The following is a 14,863-nucleotide window of genomic DNA, read 5'->3' on the forward strand; positions in this document are numbered from 1 at the left end:
TCGGGTCTCCGATTGCGGGGCGGACCGACAGCGCGTTGGAGGACTTGGCGGGGTTTTTCGTCAACACTCTTGTCTTGCGGGTGGATTCCTCGGGTGATCCCACGTTCCGTGAGCTGGTCGGTCGGGTCCGTGAGGTCGATGTTGCGGCGTATGAGCATCAGGATGTGCCGTTTGAGCGTTTGGTGGAGGCGGTCAATCCGATTCGGTCGTTGGCGCAGCATCCGTTGTTTCAGGTGGCGTTTGCTCTCAATAATGCGGAGGAGCATGATTTCGCGTTGCCGGGCACGACGGGGGGTTTGTATTCCCATGATTTCAGTCCGGCGAAGTTCGACCTGTCGTTCGTGTTCGACGAGTATCGGAGCACTGGCGGGGCGCCGGCCGGCATGGAGCTGTCGCTGACGTATTCCGAAGACCTCTTCGACCGTGAGACGGCGTATCAGCTCGGCAGCTATCTAGTTCGTCTCCTGGGCCAGGTGGTGGAAGATCCCGAGCTGCGTCTAGGCCGTGTCCAGCTCCTCGATGCGGACGAAGAACACGAGCTGCTGGTCGAGCGCAACGACACCCACAGGCCCGACATCACTCCCACACGGCTGCCCGACCTCTTCCAGGAGCAAGTGGACAGGACACCCCACGCCACCGCACTCGAACACGCCGGCACTCACCTCACGTACGCCGAACTCAACACCCGCGCAAACCAACTCGCGCACCACCTGGTAGCGCTTGGCGTGGGGCCGGAGCGGGTCGTGGCACTGGTGCTACCCCGCTCGGTGGACATGGTGGTCGCGATCCTGGCTGTGTTGAAGGCCGGTGGCGCCTATCTGCCGATCGACCCTGCATACCCGGCCGACCGGATCCGGTTCATCCTGGAAGACGCGCACCCCGCCGTCGTCATCGGAGCGGACACCAGCGCTGATCACGTGGTGCCAGAGGGGACTCCGGTCCTCCTCCTGGACGACGCAGAGCTCCGGCGCCAACTCGTTGTCACCAGCAGCGACGATCTGACCGATACCGACCGACGCGCATCCTTGAGGCCGGAGTCGCCGGCCTACGTGATCTACACCTCTGGTTCGACCGGCACTCCCAAAGGCGTCGTGGTTCCGCACGCCGCGATGGCCAACCTCGCCGAAGTGCAGCGGCAGCGGCTCGATGCCGGTGTCGGCAGTCGAGTGCTGCAATTGGCATCGCCCGGTTTCGATGTGATGGTGATGGAGCTGCTCATGGCTCTCATGACCGGAGGCGCGCTCGTCGTGCCCGGGACGGGGAAGCTGGTCGGCGCGGAGTTGGCCGCGGTCCTGGCTGAGGAGCGCATCAGCCACGCTGTCGTGTCCCCCACGGTGCTGTCGAGCATTCCACGCCAGGAGGATTTCCCCGCGCTGCGCGTCCTGATCACCGGAATCGAACCCTGCCCTGGCGAACTCGTGGACCGGTGGTCGGGAGGGCGGCTGATGGTGAATGCCTACGGGCCCACTGAGGCGACCGTCTACCTCACGATGACCGAAAAGCTTTCCGGTTCTGCGGTCCCGCCCATTGGCAGGCCGCTGTCAAACATGAACGTGTATGTATTGGACGGCCGGTTGGGTGTGGTTCCCGCGGGTGTGGTGGGGGAGTTGTATGTGGCGGGTGTGGGTTTGGCTCGGGGGTATTGGGGTCGTGCTGGGTTGAGTGCTGAGCGGTTTGTGGCGGATCCGTTTGGCCGGGCGGGGTCGCGGATGTATCGGACCGGGGATTTGGTGCGGTGGAACCGGGACGGCGTGCTGGAGTTCGTGGGGCGCGCTGATGATCAGGTGAAGGTGCGAGGTTTCCGGATCGAGCCCGGAGAGATCGAGAACGCGTTGACCGGGCATGCGGCGGTGTCCGAGGCGGCGGTGGTGGTGCGTGAGGACCTGCCTGGTGGGCGGGGTCTGGTGGCGTATGTGGTGGGTTCGGGCGTGGGGGAGCGCGAGGTTCGGGAGTTTGTGCGTGCGCGGTTGCCGGAGTTCATGGTGCCGTCGGCCGTGGTGGAACTGGACCGCCTACCAGTGACGGTGAATGGGAAGTTGGATCGGGGGGCGTTGCCTGTTCCGGTGGTTTCGGGTGGTGGGGTTTCTCGGGCGCCGAGGTCGTACGCGGAGGTGGTGTTGTGTGGTTTGTTTTCTGAGGTGTTGGGTGTTGAGGGTGTCGGTGTGGATGATGGGTTTTTTGATTTGGGTGGGCATTCGTTGTTGGCGACGCGTTTGGTGTCGCGTGTTCGGGGGGTTTTGGGTGTTGAGCTTGGTGTGAGTGCGGTGTTTGATGCGCCGTCGCCGGGGTTGTTGGCGGAGCGTGTAGCCGGTGCGCGTGGGGCTCGGGGTGGTGTGGTTCCGGTGGTGCGGCCGGAGCGGTTGCCGTTGTCGTTTGCGCAGCTTCGGTTGTGGTTTTTGTATCGGTTGGAGGGGCCGTCGGCGACGTACAACATTCCGTTGGTGGTGGGGTTGGAGGGTGAGGTGGATGAGGACGCGCTGGCGTCGGCATTGGATGATGTCGTGGCTCGGCATGAGAGCTTGCGGACCGTCTTCGACGAAATCGACGGGGTGCCGTGCCAGAAAGTGGTGCCGTGCGATGAGCTGGGAGGTGTGTGGCCGGGCCTGACCGTCACCCGTGTTGAGGCGGGGCGGGTGGATGAGGCGGTGGCCGGGTCGGTGCGGCACCGGTTCGAGCTCGGTGATGAGTTGCCGGTCCGGACCAGCCTGTTGGTGGTCTCGCCGACCGAGCGGGTGCTGGTGTTGGTGGTGCACCATATTGCCGCTGACGGGTGGTCTTTGCGGCCGTTGTGGCGGGATCTTTGTGACGCCTACCGGGCGCGTTGTGAGGGTGTGGGGCCGGATTGGGTGCCGTTGCCGGTGCAGTATGCGGATTACACGTTGTGGCAGCACGAATTCCTCGGCAGCGAGGAAGACCCGGACAGCCTGATTTCCCGGCAGCTCGCCTATTGGCGGCGGAAATTGGACGGGGCGCCTGAACAATTGCCGTTGCCCACCGACCGACCACGTCCGGCGGTTGCCTCGCACAGGGGGGACACGCTGGTCGTCGAGTGGCCTTCCGAGCTCTGCGCACGTCTGCGTCAGGTGGCCAAGTCCGGCGACGCGAGCTTGTTCATGGTGCTCCACGCCGGATTGGTGGCTCTGCTCACCCGGCTCAACGCCGGAGAGGACGCCGGAGAGGACGTGGTCATCGGCTCCGTCGTCGCAGGCCGCACCGACGAGGCGTTGGACGATCTCGTCGGGTTCTTCGTGAACACCCTCGTTCTCCGGGTCGATTCCTCCGGCGACCCGACGTTCCGCCAGCTCGTCGGGCGCGCCCGCGACACCGATCTGAGGGCTTACGACAACCAGGACGTGCCGTTCGAGCAGCTCGTCGACGTGCTGAACCCGACCCGGACCCTGGCGCACCACCCGCTGTTCCAGGTGATGCTCACGCTGCAGGACGCGCTGGACACCGAGTTGAGCCTGCCGGACACGAATGGTCGGCTGATGCCGGCCAGCGTCGGTGCATCCCGAGTCGACCTGCTGATCAGTGTCAGCGAAGGCGCGCACTCGGAGGGGATCTCGCTGACCGTCGAGTACAACACCGACATCTTCGAACGCCCTACCGTGGAAGACCTCCTGGCCCGGTTCCGCAGCCTGCTGGAGACGGCGGTCGACGACCCTGACCGCAGCATCGGCAGCATCGGCCTGGTGGATGCCACCGAGCGGCAGAGGCTGCTGACCTCCTGGAACGACACGGCGATGCCGCTGCCGCCGTCGCCGGTGCTGCCGGATCTGTTCGAAAAGCAGGTGGCGGGCACTCCGGACGCCGATGCGCTCGTGTTCGAAGGCACCGAGGTGACCTACCGCGACCTGAATGCTCGCGCGAACGAGCTCGCGCACCACCTCATACGGCTCGGCGTGGGCCCGGAGCGGGTCGTGGCACTGGCGCTGCCCCGCTCGGTGGACATGGTGGTCGCGGTTCTGGCCGTGCTGAAGGCCGGTGGCGCCTACCTGCCGATCGACCCGGCATACCCGGCCGACCGGATCGAGTTCATGCTCGCCGACGCCGAGCCTGCGGTCGTAGTGACGACCTCGGCGGGGCTGTCCGAGCTGCCGAGCACCGATGCCACCAGCCTGCTGATCGACGATCCGGCGAATCGAGAAGGCCAGCCGTCAGCGTCGTCCGCCAACGTCACGGACGCCGAGCGGACGGCTGCGCTGACGTCGCAGCATCCGGCGTATGTCATCTACACCTCCGGTTCGACGGGTGTGCCCAAGGGCGTCGTCGGGCTGCACGCCGGACTTGCGAACCGCTGGAAATGGTTCAGCAGTCGGTACCCGCAGTGGCAGTCCTCGACGGTCCTCGCTCGCAGCTCGCTGAGCTTCCTGGACAGCGCTACCGAAGTGCTGGGCACCTTGCTGTACGGAGGCAAGGTCGTACTGGCGGGGGACGACGTCCTGCGAGACCCCGCCGGCCTGGTGCGGTTGGTCTCGGAGTACGAGGTGGAGCGGGTGACCGTGGTCCCGAGCCTGCTCCGACTGCTGCTGGACGACACCTTCTCCAGGTCCCTGTCGTCGGTGCGCTGCTGGGTGACCAGCGGTGAGGCCCTGCCCGGCGCTCTCGCCGAGCGCCACCGCGATGTCCTGCCGGATTCGCTGTTGCTCAACTTGTACGGCTCCTCCGAGGCCAGCGCGGACAGCCTGTTCTGGGAGGCCGAGGGCGGCCCGGTCAGGGTCGGTCGTCCGGTTGCCAACACGCGGGTCTATGTGCTGGACGGCCGGTTGGGTGTGGTTCCTCCGGGTGTGGTGGGGGAGTTGTATGTGGCGGGTGTGGGTTTGGCTCGGGGGTACTGGGGTCGTGCTGGGTTGAGTGCGGAGCGGTTTGTGGCGGATCCGTTCGGTCCGGCGGGGTCGCGGATGTATCGGACCGGGGATTTGGTGCGGTGGAACCGGGACGGCGTGCTGGAGTTCGTGGGGCGTGCTGATGATCAGGTGAAGGTGCGGGGTTTCCGGATCGAGCCTGCGGAGATCGAGAACGCGTTGACCGGACATGCGGCGGTGTCCGAGGCGGCGGTGGTGGTGCGCGAGGACCAGCCGGGCGACCGGCGTGTTGTTGCTTACGTCGTGTCGGCTTCGGGCGCCGAGGTGGATGGCGGTCGGCTGCGGGAGTTCGTGCGTTTGCGGTTGCCGGAGTTCATGGTGCCGTCGGCCGTGGTGGAGCTGGACCGCCTACCGATGACGGCGAGCGGGAAGCTGAACCGGAAAGCGCTCCCCAAACCGGACTTCACGAAATCCGTCACGGAGCGCGGCCCTCGGACACCACTCGAAGCCCGACTGTGCGATCTGTTCGGGAAGGTGCTCGACATCACGGCCGTCGGCGTGGACGACAACTTCTTCGACCTGGGTGGCGACAGCATTTCTTCCGTGAAGCTTGTCAACCGGGCCCAGGCGGCCGGGCTGACGATCACGGTGCGAGACGTGTTCCAGTACAAGTCCGTTGCCGCGTTGGCCGAGGCAGCCGAGTTGCGGGACCCGCCCGTGCTCGCGGCAACGGAAGCGCGAGCACCTGCGGCCGACCTCACCGCGGAGCAACTCGCCCGGGTGCGGGCCGAGTACGCGCGGCACGGGGGAGCGGACGAGGTCCTGCCGGTCACCCCGCTGCAAGAAGGGCTGCTGTTCCACGCGCTGTACGACGCGCGCGACCTCGACGACTACGTGCTCCAGCTGTCCCTGGAACTGGTCGGGCCGATGGATCGCGGGGCGCTGCGGGACGCAGCGGAATCCCTGCTGGAGCGCCACTCGAACCTCCGCGCCGGCTTCTGGTTCGACGGCGTCGAACGGCCGGTCCAGGTCGTTCCCGCCTCCGTGATCCTGCCCTGGCGGGAAGTCGACCTCCGGCACCTCAGTGACGACGAGCAGCGAGCCGAAGCGGCACGTCTGCTGGCCGAGGAACGGTCGCAACGGTTCGACCCGGCCAGGCCCCCGCTGCTGCGGTTCGTGCTGTTCCGGCTCGGCGAAGAGGCTCACCTCTTGGCGCTTACGCACCACCACCTGCTACTGGACGGGTGGTCGATGCCGGTGCTGCTCCGCGATCTGTTCCACATCTACGAACACAACGGCGTGGACGGGCTACCGCAGCCCACTCCGTATAGGCAGTTCCTGGCGTGGCAAGCCGCGCAGGACCGGCAGCGGGCCGCAGCCGCATGGCAAGGAATGCTGCGCGGCTTGCCGGCGCCGACCCGCATCGCGCCGAAAGCGGAAGTCGTCCAGGCGCAGTGCCGACGCCACCGGGTTTCCCGCGAACTGCCGCCGGAACTGACCGAGCCTCTGGAGGCTCTTGCGCGGGAGCGCGGCTGGACGCTCAACACGCTGGTGCGTGGCGCGTGGGCGTTGCTGCTGGGCCGGCTGACCGGCAGCGATGACGTGGTCTTCGGCGCGACCGTCGCGGGACGCCCACCCGAGGTGGCGGGGATCGAGGACATGGTCGGTCTGTTCATCAACACCCTGCCGGTCCGCGTCCGTCTCACCCCCGACGAGCCCGTTGCGGACCTGCTGTCCAGGGTGCAGGAAGATCAGTTGCGGATGGCGCCGTTCGAGCACATGGGGCTCAACGACATCCAGCGGATGACCGGCCACAGCGCACTGTTCGACAGCCTGGTGCTGTTCGAGAACTTCCCGGTCGACCGGGAAACCCTCGAAGAGGCAGGCGGTGGGCTGCGGGTTCGCGACGCGCACAGCCACGCCGGCACGCACTACCCGCTCAGCCTCGTCGTCGTGCAGGGGGAGCGGCTGCAACTGCATCTGGACCATCGGTCGGACGTCTTCGACCAGCCGGCCGCCGAGACCATGCTCGACAGGCTGCACGCGCTGCTGCGGATGGTCGTCGAAATGCCGGACCGGGCGGTGGACACCGTCGATGCGGTTACCGCCGTCGAACGGGAACAGCTGCTGGGGGAGTGGAACGGCGCCCCGGTCGCCCTGCCGTCCTTGTCGGTGCCCGCCTTGTTCGAGGCCCAGGTCGGCAGGTCTCCGAAAGGCGAGGCGGTCGTCTCCGGCGAGGGGCGGCTGACCTACGCGGAGTTGAACGCGCGTGCCAATCGGCTCGCCCGCTATCTCATAGGCCGTGGGGCGGGACCGGAGCGAGTCGTCGCCCTGGCGATACCGCGCTCGGCGGAGATGCTGGTCGCACTGCTCGCCACGCTGAAGACAGGCGGCGCATATCTGCCGATCGATCCGGCACACCCCGCGGAACGCATCGCTCACGTGCTCGACGACGCCGATCCCCTCCTCGTACTCACCACGACCGCCACCGCCCCGCGCCTCGGCACCTCGTGCGCGCAGGTCTTGCTGGACGACGGTGCGGTCCGCGAGGCGATCGACAGGCTCCCCGCAACCGACCTCACCGACGAGGTTCTCCCCGTCGAGCCGCATCCGTCGCACCCCGCGTACCTGATCTACACCTCCGGCTCCACCGGCAGGCCCAAGGGCGTGGCGGTGCCCGAGTCCGCCCTGCGGAATCTGCTGCTCGCGATGGGACAGGCCGTAGGGCTCGACGCCTCGGACCGCTGGCTGGCCGTCACGACGCTCGCCTTCGACATTGCCGTGCTGGAACTGCTCGGCCCACTGCTGGCGGGCGGCACCGTCGTGGTCGCCGACGAGGAGGCGATGCGCGATCCCGCGCTGCTGACCGGGTTGGTCGAACAGGAGCGAATCTCGATCGTGCAGGCGACGCCCTCGCTGTGGCAGGTGCTGATCGGGTCCTGCGGCGCGGAGGCCGGGGAACTGACGATGCTCTCCGGCGGCGAACCGCTGCCTGCGGACCTCGCCGCCGACATGCGCGCGCGGGGCGGCCGGGTCGGGAACCTGTACGGCCCGACCGAGACCACTGTCTGGTCGACGCTGGCCTGGTGCGATGCCACGCGACCACCATCGATCGGCCGACCGATCGCCAACACGCAGCTGCGCGTGCTCGATCGGTGGCTGCGACCGACCCCGCCGGGCGTGATCGGGGAGCTGTACGTGAGCGGCGAAGGACTGGCACGCGGGTACTGGCAGCGCCCGGGGCTGACCGCGGAACGCTTCGTGGCCGACCCGCTCGGCCCGGCCGGTTCGCGGATGTACCGGACGGGGGATCTCGTGCGGTGGAACCACAGTGGCGAACTGGAGTACGTGGCGCGGGCTGACGATCAGCTGAAGGTGCGCGGATTCCGCATCGAACCAGGCGACATCGAGAACACCCTCTCCGGACACCCCGCAGTCGCACGCGCTGCGGTGGTCGTCCGCGAGGACCGGCCCGGCGACAAACTACTGGCGGCCTACGTGGTGCCCGAAACGGGCACGGAGGTCGACGCCGACGATGTCCGGCGGTTCGCACGAGAGCGCCTGCCCGCGTACATGGTGCCCGCCGCCGTCGTGACCTTGGACGCCTTGCCGGTCACGGCGAACGGAAAGCTGGACGGCAAGAGCCTCCCGGCGCCCGAGTTCACGCGCGAGGCCGGGGCGAGGGCGCCGAGCACGCGAACCGAAGAGGTACTGTGCGAGCTGTTCGGCCAGGCCCTGGGCGTCGAGCACGTCGGCGTCGACGAGAGCTTCTTCGAGCTCGGAGGGCACTCCTTGCTGGCTACTCGCCTGGTGACCTCCATCCGGAGCGTTTTCGGCGTGCAACTGGGCGTGGGAGCGCTGTTCTCGGCACCGACCGTGGCCGAGCTGAGCCGCCGCCTGGATTCGGACGAGGCCGGCAGCGGTCTGGACGCTCTCCTCCCACTGCGCGCGACCGGAAGCAGCCGGCCACTGTTCTGCGTCCACCCGGCAGGCGGGATCAGCTGGCCGTACGCCGGGCTCCTGCCGCACCTCGGCCCCGAGCAGCCGGTCTACGGGTTGCAGGCTCCTGATCTCTTCGACGGCCGTTCCGCGCCCACCTGTGTCGAGGAGATGGCGTCGGACTACCTGGCGCGCATCCGGGCTGTGCAGCCGACCGGCCCGTACCGGCTGGTCGGTTGGTCGTTCGGCGGCATCGTGGCGCACGCCATCGCGACGACGATCGAGGAAGAAGGTGATGAGGTCGAGCTGCTCGCGGTGCTCGACGCGTTCCCGCAGCCCACCGGCCAACCCGAACTACCGGCCGCAGCACCCCGCGACGTCCGCGATATGTTCATCGAGGTCCTCGGTGCCGCACGCGGCGGGCCAAGCGGATTCGCCCTCGACGACGAGATCCTCGACCGCCTCTGCCGAAGCCACGAGCGCCACGGCCGAGCCCTCAGGGAGTACCGGCCCGGTCGGTTCCACGGTGACCTGCTGCTGTTCATCGCCACCGGTGAACCGGGGAGCGGCGGCAGCGGACCGTGGCGTACATCGAGGGCGTGGCAGCCGTTCGTCGACGGGCGGATCGAGGTGCACGAGGTCGACAGCGGGCATGACCATCTGATGCTGCCCAAGGCGCTTTCCCGCATCGGGCCGGTGGTGGCCGACCGGCTCGACCGGCTGCCCGGCACCGGGGGACGGGCGCGGTGACGGCGGAACGCGACGGCTTGCGCGTCACGGTGCAGCCGAAGGTCTGCATCGGTGCCGGACAGTGCGTACTCGCCGCGCCCGACGTGTTCGACCAGGACGACGACGGGGTGGTGCGACTGGTCGACGAAGCACCGGAACTCGAACTGCATCCGGACATCCGCCAAGCCGCTGCCCGCTGCCCGGTCGAAGCCATCCGCGTGGTCGAGACCTGAACAGGCCATCCCTGCCCGCACCTATGGCAGCTTGTGGCCGCAGGGCTTGTCGCTCGATCGCCAGGGAAATAGCGTCGAGCCGCCTCGTCCGCCAATGGCGGAGGAGGTCCGGGAAGGGGGATGCGGGCACGACGAGAACCACGCCCGTCGATCGGACGTTGCGCATTTCGACAGATCACCGGGAGGCATGTGATGAGCAGCTCGACGAACCCCTTCGACGATGAGAACGGCAGCTTCCTCGTCCTGGTCAACGACGAGAACCAGCACTCCCTGTGGCCGTCGTTCGTCGATGTGCCTGCCGGGTGGCACGTGGCGCACCCCGAAGACACCCGGCAGGTCTGCCTGGAATACATCGAGACGCACTGGACCGATCTTCGGCCCCGGAGCCTGGTCGAGAAGATGGAGTCGAAGTAGGGAGAGCGATGGGTTCGTTCGTCGCCCGATCACTCGGGCGGAAGCCCGTGGCAGCTTGCTGCCGCACGCTTGTGGGCCGTATCGCGCTGCTCCCGGCGCCGGCCGGCTGACGCGCTCTCACACCAGCCAGGCGCCTGCAGTGACCAGCCCGAGCGTGGCACCCGCGGCCGTCTGCGCCACCGTGTGGTACGTCAGCGCGATCCGTGACCAGCACACGGCCACCACCAGCGGGCCGCCGGCGGCCAGCCACCACGGCGAGTGCACCACGGCGAGCATCGCCACCATGGCGGCGGCCACCGCCGCGTCCACGCTGATCTTCCAGACGGTGTTCACCGCCAGCAGGCCCACAGTCATTGCCCACAGCGCCACCATCGCGATCAAAATGTCGTGCGGCGCCCGCCCCAGCACTATCACCAGCGCTCCCAGCCCCACCGATCCGAGGATCACCAGGAAGATCGGCAGCCGCTGCGTGCGGTCGACCACATGCCGGTCGCCCCAGGTGCCGCGCCTGCGCTCCCACTCGATGTACGAGGCCGGCACGATGCCCGCGCACAGCGCCGCGAACAGTCCCCACGGCGCGCCCGTCCAGTTCCCTGCCGCCGCGACCCCCAGCCCGGTCAGCCCCGCGAGCAGCGCGTTGCGGGGCTGAAGGACTTCGGTGACCAGGCGTGCGGCTCTCACGTTGCGGGCTCCTCGCGGGGAATGGCGGACCCGCCGCGAGGAGCGCGGCGGGCGCCATTACCGTAGCCGGGCCCTCCGCCACGGGCCGGGGACCGGTGACGGGGAGCCTCTCGGCGGCCGGGAGCCTTGCGGCGCAGTGCTTGCTCAGCGCCAGGTGATGCGGTCCGCCTTGGGTGGCGCGATGGGCTTCTCGGGGGAGGAATGGTTCTTGAGGTAGCTGGTGAACGCGTCCAGGTCACGTGTGACGGACTGCCGGTCGGTGCCCTCCTTCAGCATGCTGAAGCCGTTGCCGCCCTGGGAGAGGAAGTCGTTGACCGTCACCCGGTAGCTGCGCGACTCGTCCACCGGCTTGCCGTTCACCCGCACGGTGTCCGCCAGCAGCCGGTCGGCACCCGTGCGCGACTTGTCGACGTCGAACCGCAGCTCGTCGGAGATCTGCAACACCTGCGGATAGCCCTCGTTCGCCCCGGAGAACTGCTGCCGCAGCACAGCGAGCAGCTGTTTCCCGGAGAGCGTCATCGTCACCAGCGGATTGTCGAAGGGCTGCACCTGGAAGGCTTCGCCGTACGTCACCACACCGTCGCCCTCCTTGCCGGAGGCGCGATAGGTCAGATCGGAGCGCACGCCGCCCCAGTTGAGCAGCGTCAGCTCGGCGCCCGCTTCGCGGGTGGCCGCCACCTGGGCGTCGGTGAGCAGATCGCCGAGCGGGGTCTCCGGATCCGGCGCGCCCCGGCCGGGGATGTCGTCGGAGATATAGCCGACCGGTTCGTTCGCCATGTCGGCCGAGCGGGCGCGCCACTTCTCGATGACGCGGTCCACCCTCGGCTGCTTGGGCGTGTCGGTGGTGACGACATGGCCTTCGGCGCGGGCCGAGGAGCGCACCACGTCACCGGTCTCCCGGTCGATGTCGAAGCGCAGGTCGGTGAAGGTGCGGCCGAACGACGCCGACTGCGTGACCAGCCGCGGCTGCCCCGCCGGATCCTTGACACTGCATTCGTAGGGCTCGTGCGAGTGCCCCGTCACGAACAGATCCACCTTCGGCGACGTATTCTCGGCGATCCCCTGGATGCGCCCGTCGAGCCGGTCGGGGGCACCGTCCTTGCCGCAGGTGGCGTCGTACGTCTTGGCGGGCGGCTGGGCGCCCTCGTGCACGAGTGCCACCACCGCCTTGACGCCCTTGCGGTCCAGTTCGTCGGCGTACCTGTCGATGGTCTCGACCTCGTCCTCGAAGACCAGGTCCTCGGTCATCGAGGCGCTCACGACCGACGGGGTGTCCTTGGTGGTCAGCCCGATGAAACCGATGCGCTCGCCACTCGGCAACTTCTTGATCCAGTACGGCGGCAGGATCGGCTTCCGCGCGGCGGCCGCTGCCCTTCCGGCCTTGTCCGCCTTCCCTGTCTTCCCTGTCTTCCCTGCCTTCCCTGCCTTCTCGGCCGTACGTGGCAGCACGTTCGCCGCGAGGTAGGGGAAGTCGGCGCCGTCGTAGGGCCGGTCGGGGTCGGCGCAGCCGTCCTTCGGGTGGCAGCCGCCCGCGTCCATCCGGCGCAGCTCGTCCGGCCCCTCGTCGAACTCGTGGTTGCCCACCGAGGTGACGTCCAGTCCCAGTGTCTCCAGCGCATCGACGGTCGGCTCGTCGTGGAACGCGGCCGACAGCAGCGGACTGCCGCCGATCATGTCACCCGCGGCGACGGTCAGCGACTCCGCCCCTTTCGCGCTCGCCCGTGCCCGATCCAGCAGGGTGGCGAGCCGTGAGACCCCGCCGGCCTGCACCTGTTCCGGCTCGCCGCCCGGCCCGTTCCGGTGGACGGCCCCGGCGGGGCCCGGCACGGCATCCAGGTTGCCGTGCAGATCGTTGACGGCGAGGAGCTGGACGGGCGTCGTCCCTCCCCGCCGGGCCCCGGACGGGCCGTCGGCGGCGGCCGACAGGGCGGGTACCAGCAGAAGGACCGTGCTCGCCCCGGCCAGGGCGAGACGGCGGCGAGCGCTGATGCGCAAGCGGGCGCGGGGGCGCGGTGGTGCTCCGTGCACGGGGTGCCTTTCACACGTGCGGACAGTGACCGGGTGGTGGGGCTTGCACCCCACCACCCGCACTGATCAAAGCGCCCGCACCACCCCACCACCCGGCGGATCGCCCGCCAGCCACCCGTAGGAGTGTCCCTGGCTTGCCCGGCGGGTCTTGCACACCCGGCATGGAGGGCTGGGGGAGCAGACTGCCCAAGCACAGCAAGGGGGAGAGACCGCGCCCCGTCAGGGGCGCGGGGAACTGCGCGATCAGCCACAACGGACCGGCAGTCCGCAACGCTCCCCAAGGGGCACCCCCTCCCCGGAGGGGCCTACGCGGGGTAAGCCAGATACAGCAGGGCCGCCAGCACGCCGCCGATCATCGGGCCGGCAACCGGCACCCAGGAGTACGCCCAGTCCGCCTTGCCCTTGCCCTTGATCGGCAGGACGAACGCATAGGCGATCCGCGGCCCGAGGTCACGCGCCGGGTTGATGGCGTAGCCCGTCGGCCCGCCCAGCGAGGTGCCGATCACCAGCACGACGAAGGCGACACCCGCGTAACCCAGCGCCGCGTTGCCGAAGTCGGGGATGCCGCCCTCGCCGTTGCCCGGCTTGAACGTGGGGGAGAACAGCACGAACGCCACCAGCACGAAGGTGCCCAGCACCTCGGTGACCGTGTTCCAGAGGCTGTTGCGGATCGTCGGCGCCGTCGAGAAGATGCCCAGCGTCCCCGCGGGGTCGTCATGGTCGTCGAACTGAAGCTTGTACGTGGCCCAGCACAGCACCGCGCCGAGGATGCCGCCGAGCATCTGCGCGAGTATGTATATGGGCACGTCCGACCAGTCGGTCTTGTCGGCGACGGCGAGGGCGAACGTGATGGCCGGGTTGAGGTGCGCCCCGCTGGGCGCCGCCACGCTCGCGCCCGTGAAGACCGCGAAACCCCAGCCGATGTTGACGAACAGCACACCCCCGCCATTGCCGTTCGTCCTGCGCAGCACGTTGTTGGCGACAACGCCGGTACCCAGCATGATCAGCACCGCGGTACCGAGTAGTTCCCACAAGAAGATCGAGCCCGCGCTCATCCGCTACCTCCACAACGTCGCGGCTCAACACACCGTTCTCTCGACGGCGATGGGCGCGCACCCTACTTGCTGTACGGCGGCCTGCTCCAGCCTGCTGACCAAGAAATTCCTGGCGAGAAACCGGGAGTCACGCAGGGAGTTCGACGACTGCGAAGACCGCCCCCTGCGGATCGCGGAGGACGGCGAGCCCGCGGCCCTCCCCGTTCTTCCCCTCGTACAGCACCGTGGCTCCCTCCCGCAGTGCCGTCCCGGCGGTTGTCTCCGGGTCGCGCGTCCCGAAGTACGGCATCCAGAAGGGCTCCACGTCCTGCTGTTCCGCGCCCAGTACGGTGCGGCCCGCCACCGGCTCGCCTGCCACCGGCTCGCCCAGGGCCTCCGCCCGCGAGGCCGGCATCCGGAACGCCGCGTAGTGCTCCTCACCGGCGGCGCTGTACTCGGCGGCCCGCAGGCCCAGCACGGCCTCGTAGAACCGGTCTGCCTCCGCCGTGTCGTGCACGGCAAGCTCCGCCCAGCACAGTGCGGACGGCTCGCGGAAGAGACCCGTTCCGATGTGTGCCCTGGGCTGCCAGAAGCCGACATGCGCGCCCGCGGGATCCACTGCCACGACGGACCTCCCCAGCACTCCGAAGTCCACGGGGCCGCGAGTGACCTCGCCGCCCGCCGCCGCCACCCGGTCGGCGAGCGCGTCGGCGCCGTCCGTCGCGAAGAAGACGATCCAGCTCGCCGCTTCCTCGCCGTCCTCCTCGGAGTCGGGCCCGAACGGTGCGATACCGGCCACCATGTGCCGCTGCCAGGTGGCGTATCCGTAGTGGTCGTACGTCGAACCCGCATGCAGATACCCCCACCCCAGTACGGCCGTGTAGAAGTGCTCGGACGCGGATGGGTCGGGGGTGCGCAGATCGGCCCAGCAAAGCGCTCCCGGGGCGTAGGACATGGGCTCGGGCACCGGTGCTCTCCTCCCTCGGCGGGCCGCCGGGTA

At 68.7% G+C, this 14,863-nt stretch carries 7 protein-coding genes; 3 read left to right on the forward strand and 4 right to left on the reverse strand.

Going from position 1 to position 14,863, the window contains the following annotated elements; genetic code table 11:
• The 3 genes from ACTWQF_RS23970 to ACTWQF_RS23980 form a co-directional block, all read left to right on the forward strand.
• Positions 1 to 9,494, forward strand: a 9,494-nt coding sequence (locus tag ACTWQF_RS23970; RefSeq protein WP_443281706.1) for an amino acid adenylation domain-containing protein, incomplete at its 5' end; no start/stop codon positions are given.
• Complete coding sequence (locus tag ACTWQF_RS23975) at positions 9,491 to 9,706, forward strand: ferredoxin (RefSeq protein ID WP_443281707.1); 216 nt, start codon at positions 9,491 to 9,493, stop codon at positions 9,704 to 9,706. The genes ACTWQF_RS23970 and ACTWQF_RS23975, both read left to right, overlap by 4 nt.
• 192 nt (positions 9,707 to 9,898) lie before the next feature.
• The gene (locus ACTWQF_RS23980) at positions 9,899 to 10,120 is read left to right on the forward strand and encodes an MbtH family protein (RefSeq protein WP_443281708.1); all 222 of its coding nucleotides are present in this window, start codon (positions 9,899 to 9,901) and stop codon (positions 10,118 to 10,120) included.
• A gap of 117 nt (positions 10,121 to 10,237) precedes the next feature.
• Here the strand turns inward: ACTWQF_RS23980 and ACTWQF_RS23985 are convergent, their stop codons facing one another.
• From ACTWQF_RS23985 to ACTWQF_RS24000, 4 genes are all read right to left on the reverse strand, one after another.
• Complete coding sequence (locus tag ACTWQF_RS23985; protein WP_443281709.1) at positions 10,238 to 10,801, reverse strand: hypothetical protein; 564 nt, start codon at positions 10,799 to 10,801, stop codon at positions 10,238 to 10,240.
• A 144-nt stretch (positions 10,802 to 10,945) separates the two neighbouring features.
• Positions 10,946 to 12,829, reverse strand: a complete 1,884-nt coding sequence (locus tag ACTWQF_RS23990; RefSeq protein ID WP_443281710.1) for a bifunctional metallophosphatase/5'-nucleotidase — start codon at positions 12,827 to 12,829, stop codon at positions 10,946 to 10,948.
• Between the two features lie 305 nt (positions 12,830 to 13,134).
• Complete coding sequence (locus tag ACTWQF_RS23995; RefSeq protein ID WP_443281711.1) at positions 13,135 to 13,884, reverse strand: MIP/aquaporin family protein; 750 nt, start codon at positions 13,882 to 13,884, stop codon at positions 13,135 to 13,137.
• A 127-nt stretch (positions 13,885 to 14,011) separates the two neighbouring features.
• A complete protein-coding gene (locus ACTWQF_RS24000) occupies positions 14,012 to 14,830 on the reverse strand; it encodes a VOC family protein (protein WP_443281712.1) in 819 nt (272 codons plus the stop codon).
• Positions 14,831 to 14,863: the final 33 nt, after the last annotated feature.

Source organism: Streptomyces sp. 8N114 (genome assembly GCF_052245835.1).
In the GTDB taxonomy this organism is placed as follows: domain Bacteria; phylum Actinomycetota; class Actinomycetes; order Streptomycetales; family Streptomycetaceae; genus Streptomyces.

What these genes read in the sequence shown, in the direction of transcription:
- ACTWQF_RS23980 (WP_443281708.1), top strand. Translation starts at nt 9,899, where the DNA reads ATGAGCAGCTCGACGAACCCCTTCGACGATGAGAACGGCAGCTTCCTC.
- ACTWQF_RS23995 (WP_443281711.1), bottom strand. Translation starts at nt 13,884, where the DNA reads ATGAGCGCGGGCTCGATCTTCTTGTGGGAACTACTCGGTACCGCGGTG.